At 48.1% G+C, this 19313-nt stretch carries 15 protein-coding genes, 1 tRNA gene and 2 pseudogenes; 6 read left to right on the top strand and 12 right to left on the bottom strand.

Annotated elements, in window-relative coordinates; genetic code table 11:
- Positions 1-74: 74 nt before the first annotated feature.
- The 4 genes and pseudogenes from AC1V0D_RS12195 to AC1V0D_RS12180 all read right to left on the bottom strand — a co-directional run bounded on the left by AC1V0D_RS12195 (position 75) and on the right by AC1V0D_RS12180 (position 4048).
- The gene (locus AC1V0D_RS12195; RefSeq protein WP_482907485.1) at positions 75-896 is read right to left on the bottom strand and encodes an HNH endonuclease family protein; all 822 of its coding nucleotides are present in this window, start codon (positions 894-896) and stop codon (positions 75-77) included.
- Positions 889-2967 carry an AAA family ATPase gene (locus tag AC1V0D_RS12190; protein WP_482907484.1) on the bottom strand — a complete coding sequence of 693 codons (2079 nt, stop codon included), beginning with the start codon at positions 2965-2967 and terminating at the stop codon, positions 889-891. The genes AC1V0D_RS12195 and AC1V0D_RS12190 overlap by 8 nt, the downstream gene beginning before the upstream one ends.
- Before the next feature lie 272 nt (positions 2968-3239).
- A pseudogene (locus AC1V0D_RS12185) lies at positions 3240-3335 on the bottom strand (major capsid protein); the annotation flags it as partial.
- Positions 3336-3346: 11 nt separating this feature from the next.
- The gene (locus tag AC1V0D_RS12180) at positions 3347-4048 is read right to left on the bottom strand and encodes a lecithin retinol acyltransferase family protein (protein WP_482907483.1); all 702 of its coding nucleotides are present in this window, start codon (positions 4046-4048) and stop codon (positions 3347-3349) included.
- Positions 4049-4331: 283 nt separating this feature from the next.
- On the opposite strand from AC1V0D_RS12180, the gene AC1V0D_RS12175 reads away from it, so the two are divergent.
- Positions 4332-4823 carry a hypothetical protein gene (locus AC1V0D_RS12175; RefSeq protein WP_482907482.1) on the top strand — a complete coding sequence of 164 codons (492 nt, stop codon included), beginning with the start codon at positions 4332-4334 and terminating at the stop codon, positions 4821-4823.
- A gap of 159 nt (positions 4824-4982) precedes the next feature.
- Here the strand turns inward: AC1V0D_RS12175 and AC1V0D_RS12170 are convergent, their stop codons facing one another.
- The gene (locus tag AC1V0D_RS12170; protein ID WP_482907481.1) at positions 4983-5192 is read right to left on the bottom strand and encodes a DUF6434 domain-containing protein; all 210 of its coding nucleotides are present in this window, start codon (positions 5190-5192) and stop codon (positions 4983-4985) included.
- Between the two features lie 238 nt (positions 5193-5430).
- Between AC1V0D_RS12170 and AC1V0D_RS12165 the strand changes: the two genes are divergently transcribed.
- Positions 5431-5850 carry a bleomycin resistance protein gene (locus AC1V0D_RS12165; RefSeq protein ID WP_482907480.1) on the top strand — a complete coding sequence of 140 codons (420 nt, stop codon included), beginning with the start codon at positions 5431-5433 and terminating at the stop codon, positions 5848-5850.
- A gap of 54 nt (positions 5851-5904) precedes the next feature.
- Here the strand turns inward: AC1V0D_RS12165 and AC1V0D_RS12160 are convergent, their stop codons facing one another.
- The 3 genes and pseudogenes from AC1V0D_RS12160 to AC1V0D_RS12150 all read right to left on the bottom strand — a co-directional run.
- On the bottom strand, positions 5905-6231 hold the full coding sequence (locus AC1V0D_RS12160) for an NIPSNAP family protein (protein ID WP_482907479.1): 327 nt from the start codon (positions 6229-6231) through the stop codon (positions 5905-5907).
- 409 nt (positions 6232-6640) lie between these two features.
- Positions 6641-7648, bottom strand: coding sequence for a hypothetical protein (locus AC1V0D_RS12155; RefSeq protein ID WP_482907478.1), 1008 nt, complete (start codon positions 7646-7648; stop codon positions 6641-6643).
- Between the two features lie 794 nt (positions 7649-8442).
- Positions 8443-10395: pseudogene (locus AC1V0D_RS12150) on the bottom strand (phage/plasmid primase, P4 family); the annotation flags it as partial.
- 113 nt (positions 10396-10508) lie between these two features.
- On the opposite strand from AC1V0D_RS12150, the gene AC1V0D_RS12145 reads away from it, so the two are divergent.
- Positions 10509-11795, top strand: coding sequence for an SIR2 family protein (locus AC1V0D_RS12145; RefSeq protein WP_482907477.1), 1287 nt, complete (start codon positions 10509-10511; stop codon positions 11793-11795).
- A 2-nt stretch (positions 11796-11797) separates the two neighbouring features.
- Positions 11798-13519 (top strand): ATP-binding protein, encoded by a 1722-nt coding sequence (locus AC1V0D_RS12140; RefSeq protein WP_482907476.1) that lies wholly within the window; start codon positions 11798-11800, stop codon positions 13517-13519.
- Positions 13520-13543: 24 nt separating this feature from the next.
- On the opposite strand, the gene AC1V0D_RS12135 is transcribed toward AC1V0D_RS12140, so the two are convergent.
- The 4 genes from AC1V0D_RS12135 to AC1V0D_RS12120 form a co-directional block, all read right to left on the bottom strand.
- Positions 13544-14806 carry a tyrosine-type recombinase/integrase gene (locus tag AC1V0D_RS12135; protein WP_482907475.1) on the bottom strand — a complete coding sequence of 421 codons (1263 nt, stop codon included), beginning with the start codon at positions 14804-14806 and terminating at the stop codon, positions 13544-13546.
- Positions 14807-14957: 151 nt separating this feature from the next.
- Positions 14958-15042, bottom strand: a tRNA-Leu gene (locus AC1V0D_RS12130).
- Between the two features lie 207 nt (positions 15043-15249).
- Entirely contained in the window at positions 15250-16281 is a 1032-nt protein-coding gene (locus AC1V0D_RS12125) for a DUF1176 domain-containing protein (RefSeq protein WP_482907560.1), read from the bottom strand.
- 11 nt (positions 16282-16292) lie between these two features.
- Complete coding sequence (locus AC1V0D_RS12120; RefSeq protein ID WP_482907474.1) at positions 16293-17321, bottom strand: DUF1176 domain-containing protein; 1029 nt, start codon at positions 17319-17321, stop codon at positions 16293-16295.
- Positions 17322-17586: 265 nt separating this feature from the next.
- On the opposite strand from AC1V0D_RS12120, the gene AC1V0D_RS12115 reads away from it, so the two are divergent.
- Together AC1V0D_RS12115 and AC1V0D_RS12110 are read left to right on the top strand one after the other, a co-directional pair.
- A complete protein-coding gene (locus AC1V0D_RS12115; RefSeq protein WP_482907473.1) occupies positions 17587-18600 on the top strand; it encodes an HNH endonuclease family protein in 1014 nt (337 codons plus the stop codon).
- Positions 18597-19262: a class I SAM-dependent methyltransferase gene (locus AC1V0D_RS12110; RefSeq protein WP_482907472.1), complete on the top strand. Its 666-nt coding sequence runs from the start codon at positions 18597-18599 to the stop codon at positions 19260-19262. The genes AC1V0D_RS12115 and AC1V0D_RS12110 overlap by 4 nt, the downstream gene beginning before the upstream one ends.
- Positions 19263-19313: the final 51 nt, after the last annotated feature.

Here is a 19313-nt window from a genome sequence, read left to right as displayed (position 1 = left end):
GTCAATCTGACCGTAAGATAGATCCTGCCCTTCGCGATACCTGTCATGTGGAAACTGAAGGGGGTTAACTACAGTCACAATAACGGGGCCAACCCCAGTGAATTAATGTAGGGTCCCAGTTTATCTCTAGTGAGGCTGCGCGCTAACATCAGATAAGGGGCTGATTTGTCGAGAATAATGAGCAGGTCATTAAGATCATCAGCAGGATCTTTTCCTTCCTCAATATCCCGGATGATATGTCTGATGGTCGATTTGATAAATATAGCTCTTTCCGCACGGGACTTAAGAAGCTCCACGCGTGTCAATCCGCATATTTCTATCGTTGACTCTCCCTGGAGGCTGGGGGAACCATTTATCTGAACCGGTTCGATGCTGCCGTTTTCCAATAATTTAATGTGCTGCTCTGGATCTGTTAAACAGGGATTAATTAAAAGTGGTTGTTCGGAATTAACACTGCGGGGGCCTGTTGCGCGCGACGCTTCATTTGCAAGTGGAAAGAAGCAGCCTTTACCGGTCACACTCCATACCCCTCCATCTTCATCCAGCTGATTTCTGCGTTGATTACAGTCAACACAGGAGATGAGGAGGTTGTTCCAGCTCGCTGCCAGCCAGTAATATCCATCAATTTTATGCACGGCTGTACCAACTTTGATATGAACTTTACCTTTAGGCCGGTAATGTTCAACGTCTCCGGCTCCATTTAGTCTGGAATCACAAAAGGCACACTTTAGCTTAAATATGTCATTGAGCGCTTTTTTGACATAAAGTTGCGAATAGACACTGAAACTGAGTTTTTCGCCGTTTCGGTATTTTACGCGATTACGACGTAACTCCTTAGCCGCATCTTTTCGTAATTCAGCGGGTTCAGAGCCATCCGTGCGGTTTATTTTAATCATGATGTTTCTCCACCCTATTATCTATTTCATTCATGATGCGACGAAGTTTAGAAATTGTTCCTTCTGATAACTCTCTGGCGCTAACTGATGACTGATAAGGGACAGCGGTTGCTGACTCCATGTCTATAAGCTTGAGTGCTAAACGTTCACGTCTTGTTTCGCCGAGATAATCTTCATCTGTGAGTTCGCGAATAAGTTCATCCAGGCGTCTTTCCTGTTCTGCATCTAGTGATGTAACGGACAGCAGATCTTCATATTCCTTAATTCTCTCTTCCTGAGAAGGATCAACCGTACTGCGTAGGCCAAAATGTTCGGATTTGAGTAGTTGCTCAACGTGGAATCTGTCGACCGGTGGTAGGTCTTCTAAGGCGTAAACTCGCCTGGATTTATCGCGTCGCAGTACCGCCACTTCCCCTTCCTGCAACCCTCTGAGGCAGAGAGGGTCGTGCGTGCTGTAGATAAATTGAATGTTTGGGAAGGCATTACGTAAGGCGGTAACATGCTGAAGGCGCCAGGCAGGATGGAAGTGATTCCCTAACTCATCAATCAATACAATTCCCTGGGCAGATTCCATGGAGTCATAGACATCATAGAGGATTTTCATCATGTCAACGGCAATACCGAGCATACCCTGATAGCCATCACTCAGATCACTGAATTCGCGAAAGGGATCGTTGCATATTGAGATCCTGACTTCATTATTACCACCAATTTGCAATTCAAGCTGTTGATCTGGTGGCAGCAGGTTGTTCAAAACCGTATTGATGTCAGCAACCCGGCTCTCATTCTGTTCAAGTAACCACGCCTTAGGGTCTGTAAGTGGCAGGAAAGGATCAAAAAGGTTGTCTATTTTGGCAAACGCTTCCCCGGACTTGCTTTTACGGTTTTTTGAGGGCAGAAGACGGGTGGCACCGTAGGCCAGAAGAAGCGATTGAGGTCTCTCATGGCTGAGTGAAATGGGTTTGTTTCTGGTTAAGGTCATCACATATTCTGACCTGTCAGCACAGGTAACCTTAACCTCTCCACTATAGGCGCGATCAGGGAGAAAACGGTTACTAGTAAGTTTTAACTTTCGAAGGTAATTTTTACCACTGAGAGTCATGGCGATCGCGCGAAGAACGGTACTTTTCCCAACCCCATTTTCACCCAGTAGGGCAAAACAAGGAATTCTGCTGGCATTAGGCGCGCTCAGATCAAGGGTCATTTTCTCAACAGGGCCGAAATTGATGATGGAAATCTTTTCTATATAGCGTGCCTTCGCACGATATTTTTCTTTATCCTCTTCACTGGCGCTTTCAGTTGAAAAATCAGAAAGCGAAGTTTCATAACCTTCCTGCTGCCTAATCAGTTGTTGATCATCACCCTGCGTACGTTCAGTCAGAGACTTGCCAGAAAGTAGCTGTCGCCAGACGAGGGAATAGGGAGATCTAATTGCATTCACAGCTCGGGTTATGGATGTGGCTTCCTGAAATTTTTGAATTTCCATTTCACGGGCGAGAACCAGCGCTTCTCTGTTCAGAATCAGCGTCTCAATGGTTGTGAGTCCTCGCTCGGTCAATCCAATCAGTTTGCCATCGGGCGCTATAGCAAGATGTTCATCGGGATCATCATGGCATGGGTCAAGTAGCAAGGGTTGTTCAAAAGCGATAATCTTGTCATAGCCCCAGCCTTCAGGAGCAGACTCACCCTTTAACGGGAAGCGCGCACTTTTATTTCGGTTGCATACCGGGCAAGCTAAATAGAGGTTTCTCCAGTCGACAGATAAATACCAGTAACGATGAGAATGTCTTCCTTCTCTATCCAATACCGTGCCTTTGGGCCTGAATTGTTCAATCTCACCTTCACTTGATAATCCTAGCTGTGATTCACAATAGCAACACTTGTATTCAAATAGCTGACTCAACATGTCAACTAAATGGGAATAATCGCTTCTCCCCAATAATTTTGAATAGGGCATTTGAGGAGACTGACGAAGTCTGACTATTTCCCTAGTTTTATTTCTCTCGGCATCCTCAAGTGCCAGGTAGGGGAGCAAGAATGAAGGACACTCAGGGCGGTGGACCAGTCTCATTAAAAATCCTTTTTAAGTTGCTGCCGTCATATCAGGCAGGCAATTGAAGTAAATGCAAATGCGAAATGATGATTTCTATCGCAACCTAAGATGAACGTCCAGAGATTCCCATTGAACAGCATAGATTATTGTTAGCTACTTCCGCTTTTGGCACAGAGCGGACCTTTGCGGCGCAGTTGCCGTTTTGAGCGAGGAGCAGACGTTCACAACTATCATCGCTATTGATAATGCTCTACTCACCTTCCCGTGTGTTGACCGGCAGGGAGCAGATCACCGTATTTTACATAGCCCTCCAGCGTTGCATCCGCAACGTCGATTCCGATCACCTCGGAGAACTCATCGACACTACGACCACGGCGTTTAAATGCTTATTTGAGAATTAGTCGCTAAGCCATGACCATACTTTATATACACCATACCCAACTAAAGCTACGCCTCCCGCGGCAAGCACAACGGGGGCCGCAGCTACTGTAGCTGCTGAAGCTCCAGTTAAGCCAACAATACTACTCGCTCCACCAGAGAAAGCTGCTGTAGTTAACCCTGCACCACTAGCAACAGACGATATACCTGTCAATGCTGAAGTACCGGATGTCATTGCCCCTGATGCTATAGCTCGCGTAGCAACCTGACGGCTTGCCATGGACGCCGCAGTTCTTAATACCGTGGGGGCTGTTTGAGTTATTTTATAATAGCTGTAAGCATTGACCCCCGCCTGCCCTACAGATAATGCCATAGTCTTCACTGTTTTGACCTGAGCGCTTTCACTAACGCCAGTCACACACCATGTCGCAAAATGCTCACAGTTGTTGTTGAATATATTATATCCATCCTCACCCAGTCTGGATTTAGCCCTTTTCACAATATCTACATTGGAGTAAACACATTTAGCATCCAGATGTTCGATAATGGCAACTTCGCTCTGGTTCTGATTGAAGTCTTCAAACGAAGTCTCACAGACTTTACCTTTGCTTAACCCACTTGCCAGACCTGAATAATGGATAACTTTACCACTCCCAATGTAAATACCATGATGAGTATATCCGGTACGTTTGGATGAAAGGTGTGCGCCAAGGGTAAACATCGATTACTCCATTTTCAGCTAATCATATCCGCTGAGTTTATACCCGAAAGTATTGTTTGGAAATCACCAAGCATTCAAATTATTTTGTAAAGACTTCCCCCCCTTATGACAGGAGAAGTTAAACGAGGTTAATGACGTCCGCGTTGAGCGAGGAAAGGACGGATTGCTATTGATTGCACCACAAGGTGATTTAAGCGTCTAATGTGGTTGAAAATCACAGGTCATTAAAGTTAGGTGTTTTTTTGCCGATATAACATGGACATCCATTCACGGAGGAAGGCTCATGAGAAGTTTGGTTTTATCTGCGTTGCTTCTATTAACTATAGTTCCAGCTTCGTATGGTCAAGAAAATATTCAGCACAAACAAATTAAACCATATGTGATTAATTTTCTTAAAAAAATAGCGAGTTCATCGGCAAGTTGTGATTTATTCAAAGATTTTTTAGCAAAAGATCCTTCAAATGAAAATAATAAGAAAATGATGTTAGGTTTTTGCGATAGCGATATTGATTTTTCAAAGCCAATATCATTCTCCGAAATGAGCACTCATCACTTTGAGGGGGCGAATTATGTGTGCGGAATCATTTCTGGCCGAACAAAAATCAATCAAAAAATAGGTGCTCGGTTTATCTCTGCAGAGCCACAACACTTGATATTAGACGTTAAGTACTCACGCCGTCCGATTGCATACACGATTGATGATAAATCCTTAGTTTATGAATATCACTTGCAGATGAAGTCATTTAATGAGCTTAACAAAAAATATTGCCAGTGAATGATAATTCAGGCTGATGTTCCGATAAACTGTAAGGTGGTTGTATCCACGCATAACTCATATAGTTTTCAGCAAGTGAGATATACTTCGACTTTTGGCACGGAACGGAACGGACATGTATGCTCGGCAATGCCAGCAGTGGGCAAGCAGCAGGTTAATTTACAGTGAATGTCTGCGATTCCACTCATCCACCAAATCCCCTAAATTTTTTGGGGCATCATTTCTTATACAGACCATAAACGCACGATCAAATCGAAAATCCGGACTACATTCATCAATAATGAAACGACAAACATTTTGTGTATTTTTGTAATTTTTATCAACGACAGTGGTGCGGGTTAAAGAAGAACTGTGCCAGTCGATCTTCACTTGTTTACTCCTATATAAACAAACAGTATCAGCCTCAAAACTAGCACAATGACTATTGATGTGTCCTCTTATGGCACAAAGCGTACAGGGTGCAGGACGATGTCTACTATGAGCGACAGGCGGACGTCAAAATCATGATGACATGGGTAGTTCTGCCACATTAAACATGACACCGCAGTCAGGCCCCCGCACAACGCATCTGGTGTATGCTACGTCCGTCAAAAAGGGATGAAAAAACATGACTGATACAAACCACATCTACTGGAACCGTATGGTTCCCGAAATCACCGTAACGGATTTTTCCGTCTCTCTGCACTTCTATAGCGACGTGCTTGGCTTCAATGTCATGATAAGGCGCTCAGAGCCCGATTTTGCCTATATCAACCTTGGTGAGGCACAACTGATGCTTGAGCAGTTTCATCCTGGCGGATGGAATACTGCAGAACTCTCCTGCCCGCTGGGGCGTGGTGTTAATTTTCAGATAGAAGTGGACGACATTGAACGGATGTTAGACCGCATAAATGCTCACGGCGTAACGCTGTACCGGGATCTCCGTGATAACCACTACAACATCGGAGAAAAAATTGCCTGCCAGCGAGAGTTTCTTGTGCAGGATCCGGATGGCTACCTTCTGCGTTTCAGCCAGTACATTGAGTAGCGTTTCCACCGCGATTTTGCCGTTCTCTCGTATTTAATAAAAGCCAGTCGTTACTTAACTTCTCAATCCTTCAACCACTGTTTCAGGCAAAGTTATGACTGCCTTCACGCTAGTTTTGATCCGTTCGATGATTGCTGTTCGAGGCCCCTTCTGCCAAGCCTGACTACCGTAAAATGCTTCCTGCGATGCCTCCATATGCTCAATGTCATCAAATGCCCGAATCAGGTAATACGAATCCTCGTCATGCAGTGAGCAACCGAACGCAACAACGTCGATACCCGCCTCATGATGCAGAGGAGCACTTATATCTACCATGACTTGATGAAACTTCGGACCCGTACCGGGTTTCAGGGTGTACTGCAATATCTCAACAATTCTCATAAGCTTATCTCCACTGCTTTACACTCTGGCTTGCTTTCCGCAGATTAGTACATCCCGGGGTCATCAACGTCCGCTTTTGGCACAGGGCTGCTGTTGCAACCCTGACAACCTTAGACTTCAATCGATTCAGAGATCTCCAACGCATCATCGACTTCAATGCCCAGATACCGTGACCTGCTCCCAGTTGCTCCATACAAACTGTTGTTAGCTACTTCCGCTTCTGGCACGGAGCGGACCTTTGCGCCGCAGCGTCCGCTCTGAGCGATGAGCGGAGGTTCGCATTTGTCATAACCGCAGGGATGCAAGACTAACATTGACGTGTAATAATCAACCGGGAGCAGGTCACGTAACGAAGCGAAACCGAGCCAAATGTTAACAGTCCCGCTTGAACGGTTTGTTATACATATTTTTAATACACATAGTCGAAGTCAGTTTCAGTGAACAACTTGTCTTTTAATTCTGGCATCATTTGAAGTTGCTCACGCCAGTCATCCCAATTGAAAGTTTTATAAAACTTTGTGCCTTCCGACTGGACGCTTACAGTTAGCTTCCTCCCAAAATTGTTGGCTGAGTAAAGTGCTGACTCTTTGATCTCTTTTAAGTAATTAAACTGACCATTTGAACCAATCGGGAACAATAGACTTTTAATGATTTCAAACTCACCGCTCGCTGTTTCATCGGAGCTGTTATCAACCACCAATTTTCTTGCTAAATCCAGGAGCATTCGCCCTTTAAGGGTTGGCAGCAAAATAACTGAGTTGTCTAGTCGTTTGACTAACCCCAATGCTGACAACATTGTCGTAACTTCTCTTATTGTACCTGTAGTTGAGTAACCTAGCCTTTCTTTAAATGTCGGGTTGTGGATTAATCCATTTTCTGTAATCTCATCAAGTACAGCGTATTTAAGACCAAATGGCCCTCCATGATTTGCAAAAACTCTAATATCAAAACTAGATAATCTCCCAAAGACAGTACCAAACAGCAAATCTTTGCATACTAGATGAGACATAAGACCTGACATTAACTTTTGTTCTGATAATTTATCAGCGTCAAATTCACTAGGAAGGTAGATTATTCGTAACCCTTTTAGCAGTGCGCGGGTTTGTGAGCTTTTCTTATACTCTGAGATAACTTCATCGATTCGCATTCGGTGTTTGGTTGTATCTTTTGCAAAATAAACTTTCAGATACGATTCTTCTTCATGCAGCAAGGTCATCAGGTCTTTATGAATCCCCTCAGTATGCGACCATAAAACTTGTGCCGATAAGACTCGATGAAAGTCTCTTTCTAACACACAGCTGTAGTCGAATTTCTTCCTTCCAGCTTCAAGAACTCCAAGCAACTTGGTACTTGCGTATCTTGATAAAACACTGTCCATTGTTTCTGCAATAAATTGATGCTCAGGTGATGTTGCCATGTTTCCTCAATATGTATAACGCCTCAATAACCGGCTCAGTTTTGATGCATCCGGTGCCGCAGGCGCGAAGTTAATTGAATTGTTAGGTGTAAACAATGAACTAGTTTCTCTTGATCTCGCTATTGAGATAGTCACTCATTTTTTCCGAGATTAATGGCGCACTTAAAATAATACGGTCGAAAATGGAAATATGTTTCGGAATTAGATCTCGACATATGGATGGACTGACCTTACCATCTAATCTTGGAACACCCGCTCCCAATGTTTCGACCAATTCTTCAAGAAATGTTCTATCTCCCGAGTCAAAGCTTTCTACAACGGACTTAAATTATAAGATATCAATGAATGCAACTGCCCGATCTTCGAAAACTATATTTGGCACACACTCTCCCTACACCAACAATTTAACAGAAGGGCTTATGCTCGCAAGTCGAACACTTTTACACCTTCTTTCCTGAATCCAACTCATACCAAACTAACTCTCATGTACCTATATTTCAATAAATTCTTCTGATATTGGTAAACTTACGTGCGACGAAATTTGTACAGGCAGTACCCATGTTGTTCTTGAATTTACTCAAGCCGGATACTTAGAAATTTATCCAGTGGTCTGATGCAATAAAATAAGTGAAGATCGTTCATTTACCACAAAGCCAAATGTCAGCTTTTGGCACATAGCGGACTAACATTTTCATCAGTCTCTGACTTTATTGTGAGCAGAGAATGTCAGAGCACATCGTTCACCACAGATGACCGGAGGACGTAAAAAAACCGGCTTTCGCCGGTTCAGGTTGTCATGCTGCGTTCACGTCATCGCACTTCGGAAACCAGTCGGCGCTGCTTTCGTCCGTCAGCCCCAGGTTGGTCTGCATCCCGAGCTTCGTGCGCCGCTTCAGGTAGCTCCTTCCGTACTCGCGCAGGATGCTCTCCAGCGCCTGGCTGAATGTCTTCATGCTGAGCGGATTGCGGTAGCCGTTGGCCTCCATGTACGCCAGATAGGCGTGATACAGGTAGCGCTTCGGCTGTAAGGGCCGGATGCCGGCGTTACCCATGTGCAGGCCGTTCGGCTCGGCGGTCGCGAACAGTTAGCCGCAGAAGTCCACCATCGGGTCGGCGTCGCGCTTGATGCGCATGGCCTCGCCGGAGTTCTGCTGCTGCTGAAGCAGCGCGCGGGCGTCCTGCGGGTTGCTGAAGCGCTGCATCAGCTGGCGCACGATGACGGCCAGCTCCGCCTGTATCTTCTCCTTCAGCTGCGGGTCGCGCTCGTCCGCCGGGATGATTTCCGCGAAGTGCAGGATAACGCGGCGGCGGGACACGCCCCCGCTGCGGTCGGTGAAGCGCATGGGGTTGTTGTTCACGGCCAGAATCACCGCCGGGATGTGGGTCGAGTAGGCGTCGCGGTACTTCGGGTCTACGGGCACCGCATCGCCGCCGGTAATCGCCTTGATGCCCGCGCCGTCGCCGCTCCACTTCTCCTGGTCGGGCAGGCGGATGAGCGAATAGCCGATGACCGAGGCGCGCTCGCGCGACGACTCCAGCGTCTCGATGGTGGCCGACACGGCGTTGTCCGTTCCCGCCAGCATGGTGGCGATTTCCGCCATGATGCTTTTGCCGCTTCCGCCGGGGCCGGTGACCTCCAGAAACAGCTGCCAGTCGTAGCGGTTCGCCAGCACCATAAACAGCGCGGCCAGAATCACGTCGCGTTTCTCGGCGCTGCGACCGGCGGCGCGGTCAAGCCACGGCCAGAAGTGCGGCGCGTGGCGCTCCAGCGTTTCGCCGGGCACGGGACGGGTGTAGTCCACGTCGCTCACGGTGCGCAGCCAATTCTCACGCCGGTGCGGGCTGAAGGTGCCGCTGCGGGTGTCGAGCACGCCGTTGCGGAATCCGATGAGCTGGCGCTGCGGCGCGGCCTGCTGCGGCAGCATCAGCTTCAGCGTGTCCACCACGCCCGCCACCTTGCCCGCCGAGAACGGGGCGCGCAGGCGCTGGAAAAGCTTCGCCACGTCGCGCCCGAACTGGTTGCCGGAAATCACCTTCCACGCCCCGGCCTCATAGCGGCAGAGGATTTCGCCGCTGGCGTCCACCGCCAGATTACGCCCGTAGTGCTCCGCGACGCGCTCCGCCTTCTCGCTGACGCTCATGGCAGTAAACTCGGCCTCGCTCATGGTGTCGAACGGGCTGGCGGCGGGCGGGGCTGAGGCTTCCCGCAGCGCCTGCCGGGTGGCGTCCTCCCCGTGCGCGGTAAAGGCGTCGTTTCAGTCGCCGAACACCGGCGGCAGGGCCACACTGGCGTTGCAGGCTGCGGCGCCGTGCTTCACCTTACGCTGGCCGTCGCCGTTCAGGTCGCGGTCGGCGGCAATCACCAGCGGCAGCGTCGGGTGCTTTTCACGGACGAGGCCGGCCAGGGAAAGGAGGTTAGCGGACGACAGGGCAACCCACACTGCATCCCCCGTCAGCGCGTGCACCGTCAGCCCGGTGGCGTAGCCCTCGGTGAGCCAGATGCGCTTTGGTGTGCCTTTACCGCTCAGGACGTGGCAGGCGCCTTTCACCTGACCGCCCTTAAGCGTGCGCTTGTCACCGGCGGCGTTAATCAGCTGGACGTTAACCAGCGCGCCGTCCGCGTCGTGCAGCGGCACTACCAGGTCGCCGGGACGGTAAGCGGTCAGCGCCACCTTATGCGGCTTTGTGAGCGTCAGGCAGGTCTGCTCCGGCAGCCCCTTTCGGGACAGGTAGGCGTTGCCGGTGACCGCTTTTGCGCTGCTGACCATCATAACAGCGTAATGAATATCTCTATTGTTTAGAACTCTTAATGTAGTAATTTATGTTCTTTAGCTCACTAAATCTTCAAAGGACAATGACTATGGCTACGACTTCAGATGGGCATATCTCATTTTTAAAGCCAGGTAGTAATGAATGGAAAGCATTAAACAACATCTCATATATTTATTGGCGCGATGGTAAAGCTAATAATGTGCTAAAAGAAGCTGGTGCACCACTCCTTCCACCGGAGCCTTTGTCAGACTCTGAAAAAAAAGAGTTGAAAGATAATCAGGTATATTTTCATGAGTTACTACTAAAGTCATTGCAGTTTCCAAATCTCTCCTTCTTCGCTGGTAGTGGCACTTCTCTTGGCGATGTTGGAGGCCCTAGCATGTGGGATCTATGGAAATGTGCAATGTGGGAAGATCCAAAATCGACTGATGAAGGAAGGATTAAACCTGAAGCGCAAAAAGTTTGTGAAAAAGTAAAATACTTAGAAAGAACCAACCCCAATATTGAGCATTTCCTTTCAAATTGCGAAGCATATCTAGCTTTTCATGATGAAGAAGATGTTAAGTTATTTTTAAATGAAGTAAAAGCAATCATTTTAGATAAATGCAGTTCATTTCTTAAAAGTGATAATAGTGACCTATCTGCCTATGTCAATCTGCTGCAAAAGATGGGAAGGAGAAGAGTTAGAGACCCAAGGTTAAAGGTATTCACAACGAATTATGATTTAACATTTGAGACCGCCGCCTCAGAGTTAGGTATGATGGTTGTTGATGGCCTTTCTTATACAGGAACCAGAAGGTTTGATGGTAAATACTTCAATTACGATGTTGTGAATAGAGACGAGAACGAACATGAGTTTATAGAGGGGGTTTTTCACTTATTTAAGCTTCACGGTTCAGTCAGCTGGATAAGAAAAGACGGGCAAATATACGAAAATGAAAACCCATCAGCAACAGATGCTTGCCTTATATACCCAGCAAAAGGTAAGTACCAACAATCCTTTATCCAACCACATTTAGAATTACTATCAAGACTTCTAGATTTTTTACGCAAGCAAAATAGTTGCCTAGTTATTTCAGGATTTGGATTTAATGACGATCATTTATCTGAACCTATTTATTCCGCAATAAAGTCAAACCCAAGCATGAGATTAATTATTGTAGACTTTAAATGTGAAAACCATTTAAAAGATAACAAAAACAGTAACTCCAGCAAATACTGGAATTTACTTAAAGAACTTTCTTTAGCAGGCTATGATATACATTTCTTAAATGCGTCCTTCAATGATTTTATAAATTTAATCCCTAATCTTAGAGCTTTAACACCTGCCGAACAATTAGCTAAGGCCATTAAAAGTGCGGGAGGTAATTCTTAAAAATGATTAACTCTATTTTTACAACCGGAATTTTAAGAAATACTTTGAAGGTTGGCATGATCTCATCAGTTTTTGCTCAAACGGTTAGAGCTAACTTGATCTATGCTGGTGAGGTTAGTGGTTCATATTTAGAGGGAAATCGTTATGGAAAAGGTGAAGTTGGCGAAATACTATTAATTGAAGGACAACAATCAATTGTCTTAGGGCGCTTAATTGAAGTTAAATTACCTGAACGAGAGCGCGGAGAGATATCAAGAGAATCGCAGGGAAGCAGGAAGATTGATGCAATAGGGACTATACAACTTTTAGGTACAATTGATTCATCGAATCTGCGTATTGATTCTGGTATAAAATCTTACCCTAGATTGGGCGATAGAGTTTATTCCGCCCCATTAGATTTTATCTCAATGATTCCAGAACTAGTTAATAAAAGTCTGGATGAAAACACCGAAAATCGGATAGGGATAGTATTAGGTAATATATCCGGTGGTTCTACCAGCATTGTTACTGTAGAGCCAGATAAATTATTTGGCAGGCATTGTGCGATACTAGGTGCAACTGGCGGCGGTAAGAGTTGGACTACAGCGAAAATTCTAGAAGAATGTGCAAATTATAAAAACTCTAAGACTATAATTATTGATGCAACAAGCGAATACAGATCATTCAACTCAGAACATTGCTCCCACTACCATTTAGGTTACCCAATTAATAAGTCCAATGGTTCTCAAGAGTTTAGAATCCCTCCAACTGACTTTATGGAATCTGACTTTATTGCTATGTTCGATCCTTCTGGTAAAGTTCAGGGGCCTAAATTAAAAGAAGCCATTAAAAGCCTAAGATTAGTAGCTATCGATCCCACTATAGCTACTAATGGCGTTTTAAGAAAGATTAAACAGCCTAAAACTGATTATAGACGCGCTATGAATACAGGAGGCAACTCAAAGCTAGTTGACAACCCATCCCAACCTTTCGATGTAACTAAACTAATACCACAAATTGTACAAGAATGCTGTTTTGATAATGGTGACGATTCATGGGGTAATGCGGCTACTCAGGATCTTAGCTATTGCTCTTCTCTATTAACGAGAATACAAGCAGTAACATATGCCAGTTCTCTGAAGCCGGTCTTCCATGGGGATGATAATCTATTGAAGCTAGGCGATATCTTAGAGTCGTTTTTAAACTCAGAGAAAAGAGTTCTTCGTTTATGCCTTGGAGATGTTAGCTATGAATTTTTCGCAAGAGAAATATTAGCAAACGTTATTGGAAGGAAATTATTAACATTAGCAAGGCTCGAAAAATTTAGAGAAAAGCCCTTATTAGTCATCGTCGATGAAGCACATAACTTCTTGGGGAAAAGAGTAGGCTCTGAAGACCATTCAGTAAAGCTTGATGCATTTGAAATGATCGCAAAAGAAGGAAGAAAGTATGGCCTTAATATTTGCTTAACAACCCAGAGGCCAAGAGATATAACTGAAGGAGTTCTTAGTCAAATAGGAACCTTATTAGTCCATAGATTGACTAATGACAGAGATCGTGATGTGGTAGAAAGGGCATGTGGCGAAATAGACAAGTCGGCAGCATCATTTCTCCCTAGTTTAAAACAAGGTGAAGTAGCGCTTGTAGGAGTAGATTTCCCTATTCCTATGACAATACAAATATCTCACCCCATCTATCCACCAGAATCAGACTCTCCAGGATATCGCACAATCTGGAAAAAGTAGAAAGCGGGGGTCATTTAGACCCTGCTAATCTTGTTTTAACCTAGCAAAATCATGTGGTGCTATATATTCAATTGAATTTGCCATTGAGTAATCTGCCCACCACTGAACCATCAATCGACGCTCATCTAGGTGTTCGGATGTATGGATATAAGCTGCACGAACACTATTGCGCTCTGAATGGCTCAACTGGCGCTCAATCGCATCATCGCTCCACAATCCTGATTCACCCAAGGCCCCACGCGCCATCGTCCTGAATCCATGACCACAAACTTCGTTTTTCGTGTCATATCCCATAGCGCGTAATGCACTGTTTACTGTGTTCTCACTCATAACTTTAGTAGCGTCATGATCGCCCGGAAAAAGCAGCTCTTTATCACCACTAATCTGCTTTAACTGGTTTAGCAAAATCATCGCCTGCCGACTAAGCGGAACAATATGCTCCTCTTTCATCTTCATACCACGGTAAGAGTAACGTACGCCCTTAATTTCCTCCCGTTTCGCAGGTACGCGCCAAAGTGATTTATCGAAGTCAAACTCATCCCAACGCGCGAAACGTAACTCACTTGAACGCACAAAAGTTAGTAATGAAAGCTCGACCGCGATCCTTGTCATTACACGGCCGCGATATGCGGCAATACGTGTAAGAAACTCTGGGAACCTGCTGGAGGGTAAGGCAGGATAGTGCCGCGCTTTAGTTGTCGATAATGCCCCAGCCATATTACTTGCCGAATTAGAGTCGATGTAGTCGTTCTGTACGGCATAACGCATAATGGCCGTGACACGCTGCTGAAGGCGCTGCGCAACGTCATGCTTACCACTGGCATCAACTTTTTTAATCGGGGCTAACAGATGACTTGTCTTGAGCTGGCGAATGTCGGATGAACCGATATACGGGAAGATATAAAGCTCAAGATACCGAAGAACACGCGACTGATGGTCTTCACTCCAGCGCATGTTACTGGTATGCCATTCACGAGCAATTGTCTCGAAAGAATATGCCCCCGAATTCTCGGCCTGAGCTTCTTTTTGTTCAGCTTTCGGGTCAATACCTTGCACTAACAGCTTTTTGGCTTCATCACGCTTTGCTCTAGCCTGAGCAAGCGTCACAGTTGGCCAAACTCCAAAAGCGAGACGATCCTCTTTTTTGTCTGAGGGGCGTCTGTATTTCATGCGCCAGTATTTTGCCCCCCTAGCCGAAACCTCAAGATACAAACCGCCGCCATCGGCCATTTTATAGGTTTTGTCTTTTGGTTTTGCAGTCTCGACCTGTCTGGCGTTGAGCTTCATTAGGGGGCACATTTCTAATCGAAGTTAAGATGCCCCCAATGGCATCCGGATTTCAACGGACAACCTCAGACGCTTCATGACGTTAAAATCGCTGAACTCATTGATTTTTAAGGGATAATTTGACTTTACCGGATGGTCTTGGAAGTACTAATGGTGCCGAAGGCCGGACTCGAACCGGCACACCTTTCGATGGTTGATTTTGAATCAACTGCGTCTACCGATTTCGCCACTTCGGCACTGAAGGGATGCGGAAAACGTTGGGGATTATACCGTTACCCCCTGTTTCCGCAACCCTTATCCGCAGGCTAAGGTACAACTGCTGAAAAAACCATCTTTTCAGATTTCACGTTCATCAGATGGCAGCCTTGCTGACGCTGATTACTCCCCTCGCCCGCTCTACAGCGGTTCCTGCAGCCCCAATAATTCCTGGCGTAACCAAAGCGCTAACCCGAAACAGGCTTCACATCCGCTACCAGCGTGGGCAGATCCCAGGTGCCGCCCGCATGAATATAGCGGCACATCCCGGTCCCGCCGTCATAGCTTTTGCGGAAAGCCTGACCGTCCCATACCCAGCTTTCCTGGTTCATGCAGTCGCCGATGCCCCGGCCTTTCTGCACGCTGGTGATCTCGCCCTTGTCGTAATCCGATCCGGATACGGTTACCAGCACCGGCTGGCCTTTTAGCTGATTATCGATTACCCAGTAGCCATAGCCTTCGTTGTAAGCGGCTCGCCAGCAGAGCGCCGAAAGCAAGGCATGTGTCTCATCCAGTGGCGTAAGGGTGAGTCCGTCGGTTTCCGGATCGCTGTTTTCGGCAGGTGAGTACAGGCTGTCGCACGTGTCATCGTCATTGCGATTGACGGTTGAAAGCAGTCGGGTTTTCAGCGCGTTAATTTCCGCATCAGTCAGCAAACGGGGTTCGCCGCTGACGGTTTTTGCTGCCTGGATAACCGGTGCGGGCACAGCCTTAGCCACGCTGCTCTCCGGCTTATTGCCCTTTTTGGTGAGCGCGCCTGGCGTGCCGATCCTGCCCTGCACGTCGTCCGCTTTCACCAGCACGGCATAGGCGCCTTCGCCGGAAAGCAGGAAAGGCTTTGTGCCGCCTTTAAATTCCACTTTACCGTTGCCTTTGACGGCGCTGATGACCGCAGAAGTCTGACTGGCCGACATGCGCCAGTTGTCGTCAGCCGCCACCAGATCGCCAGCTGATTTCCCGTCGATCCACAGCGTCAGATTTTCCGCCGGTTCGCTGTCATCTTCGGTGTCGCCCAGCGTCACCTCTCCCACCGTCTCTGTTCCGGGTCCGGCGGCACGGGTGAGCAGGATAGAGCCGGACGGGTCCTCTTCTTTGCCATAACCCGCAATGCGGCAGGTCAGCGTATTATCACAGGCGACTTCCCAGTCTTTGTGCTCAAAGGTGGTGCCGCTCTGGCTAGCCTGAGCCGACAGGGAGAGCATCGCCAGAACGAACAGCATCGGTTTACGGTTCACTTTATTCCCTCATGTTTTACGTCTGATATCAGCGTGGGTATCACTCTGTCACCGAGGGAACGTGGAAACCAGCAGCCATCGTTGATTTCTACCAGGCTTTGACGAAACGCTCTGCCATCCCAGACCCACTCTTCTTTAAACACGCAGCTGCCGGCACTGCTTGCCAGCGAAACATTGGTGATTACCCCCTTTTCCCAGGTCTGAGCGTCGGTGGTAACGGCCACCGGCTTCGCTTTGCGTTGCGGGTCGGTAACCCAGAAGCCGTATCCCTGGTTATAGGCTGCGCCCCAGCACTGGGTGGAAAGCAACGTGTGCGTTGCATCCAGTGGCGTGGCGGTAATATCGCCGCTGATAATATGGTCGTTGACGTCCTTCTCTCCGACTGCGGTCAGATAATCACATTCCTGATCCGGGGTTAACGCGGCCAGCAACTGCGGCCTGAGCGCTGCCGCCTCTTCTTTTGTCAGAACAGAGGGCTGGGAGTGACTGATCTGTGCCGCCTGGATAACCGGAACAGCCACGGCTTTCGCGACGCTTTTTTCGGGCCTGTCGCCTTTTTTCACCCAGGCACCCGGCGTGTTGATGCGGCCCTGCACGTCATCCACTTTCAGCAGGGCTGCATAGGCGCCATCACCGGAAAGCTGAAGCGTCTCATTATCCCCTCTGAACTCCACCGTGCCGCGGCCTTTGATAGCCTGAATCAGCGCCAGCGACTGCGCATCTGACAACCACCAGCGATGCGCTTTCTGCGTCGCGTCACCCACACGCTGGCCGTTGATCCAGAGCGTGAGCGTTGTTACGGGCTTCTGATTTTCATCATCCTCCGGCAGCATGATTTCGCCAGAGGTGGCGGTATCCGCGCCCGCTGCACGCGTCAGCAACACGCCGCCCAGATTCTCTTCTGTGGTTTGCCCGCCGACACGGCAGGTTAAGGTGTTATCGCAGGCTACTGACCACGCCTTGTGATTAAAAGATACGCCGCTTTCCTGGGCGATAACCGGAGTGGCAAGCGCTGCCACTAGCATTACCCGCTTCTGAATAACCGTCACGCTGCTTCCTGTTCCCTGAATGTGAGGTGAGTGAAATGACAATCTGTTGTTAAGCAGAGGGCGTCCCTGCGGATGAGCCCGGCAACAGCGGCTATCATAATCTCTTTATGACCTTTTAACGCCTTTTTATTCCTGAAAGCGCGCGCTCCCCCGCCCGCCCTTTACGGTTTACATTTACCTGTGTTTGTTATCTGATCCTGTTACGTGAATTTTCGAGCTGCCTCGCAAAACAGGAACCTGCATGCGCTTTTACCAGGCCGATCCCCGCCTTGAAAACTACTGGCGCGGCGTTATTCTCTTTGGCAAAAATGTCGCCTCCTATAAGTTTGCCTTGGCCCATGCGCTCTATGACCTGAAGCAGCCAGACAGCGATCTGATTACGCTGGAGGCGCTGGCCGTGCCCTTTACGCGTCATTTATGTGCTCACCTGCGGGATGCCCCTAAACAAATCACCAGCAAAAGCAGCGGGTTTCTGGAGGCGTGCAGGCAATTCAATGCGGGCGACATCACCGAAGATCAGCTGATTGCCATTACCGTGAAGCGCGGCTTTGCGAATGTCATTGATGCCTTTCATAACGTGAATTACGCGGAGATCGACAAACGTTTCTTTCTGGATGAACGGCGCAGCCATAAAGGCATCCGGCTGACGGATAACTTTTACCAGCTGACAGAAAATGATCAGTTTGCCAGTCTGGTCGCGGAAACAGAGGCCAGATGGCGGCTGGTTGAAGAAGCCTGGGCGATGAACGTTTCACGTAATCTGATTGCGGTTGATTATGACGATAACGATAAGATGCTTTTCAGCCGTCAGAGTGGTCGTCGCGTCACTATTACCAGCTGTCGCAGCAGCCTGAATGGCTACCAGAAAGGCCGGTGCTTTTATTGCTTCCGGTCGATTGGCGTGACGGGCGGTGAGGAGAACCTGGCTGATGTCGATCACTTCCTGCCGCTGATGCTCAGCGAAGAGATCGGCAACCTCAACGGCGTCTGGAATCTGGTGCTGGCCTGCCAGACCTGTAATCGCGGTGCTCAGGGTAAGTTTGCACGTATCCCCTCAATCGCGCTGCTGCAGCGCCTGAACGATCGAAACGAATACTTTATTAACAGCCACCTGCCACTGCGGGAAACGTTAATCCGCCAGACCGGCGAAACGCCCCAACAGCGGCACAGCTTTCTGCAGACAAACTGGAACAGGGCAAAATTTGCCCTGCTGCACGAGTGGCAGCCAGCGGCACAGGGAGACAGCCTGTTTTGAGCAATGAAGAGTATTACCAGGAGCACGCTCAGCAGTTTTTTCGTGATACGGCAAACGTAGATATGTCGGCACTTTACCGACCTTTTATCAGGGAATTGCCGCCAGGCGCAAGCATTCTGGATGCAGGCTGCGGTTCAGGGCGTGACGTCAGAGCCTTTAGTGACATGGGCTTTGTCGTCGAAGCCTTTGATGCTTCCGCCGAACTGGTTGCGCTGGCTAGTCAGTTTTCCGGGAAAGCGGTGGCGCATAAGTGCTTTCAGGAGGTTGATGCGGTTGAAACATACGACGGGATCTGGTGCTGCGCCTCCCTGCTGCATATCTCCGAGGCGGAGCTGCCTGGCGTCATGACCAGGCTGGCCACCGCGCTGAAACCAAACGGCGTCTGGTATCTCTCGTTCAAATATGGCCGCGGCGAGCGGGAAAAGGATGGCCGCAGATTTACAGATATGGATATGGCCGGGTTACAGAAACTGATTGATGGCGTTAATATTCGCGGCGCTCAGAAGCTGGCGGAAAATAAGTCGCTGACGACAGCAGAAGCGGGCGCCAGGGAGAACAGGTTCGCTCTTGAGACAGCACACCTCTGGCAGACCGGTGATTTACGTGCCGGCCGGGGCAATGAGATCTGGCTGAATGCGATTCTCAGGAAAACGCTAAGCTGACCTCTCTGCCTCTCAGGCGAGGTTCCACCCCCACAAAAAAGCCAACCTCGC

This window comes from Pantoea sp. PA1 (assembly GCF_056856975.1).
This window is presented reverse-complemented; position numbering and strand designations above follow the sequence as displayed.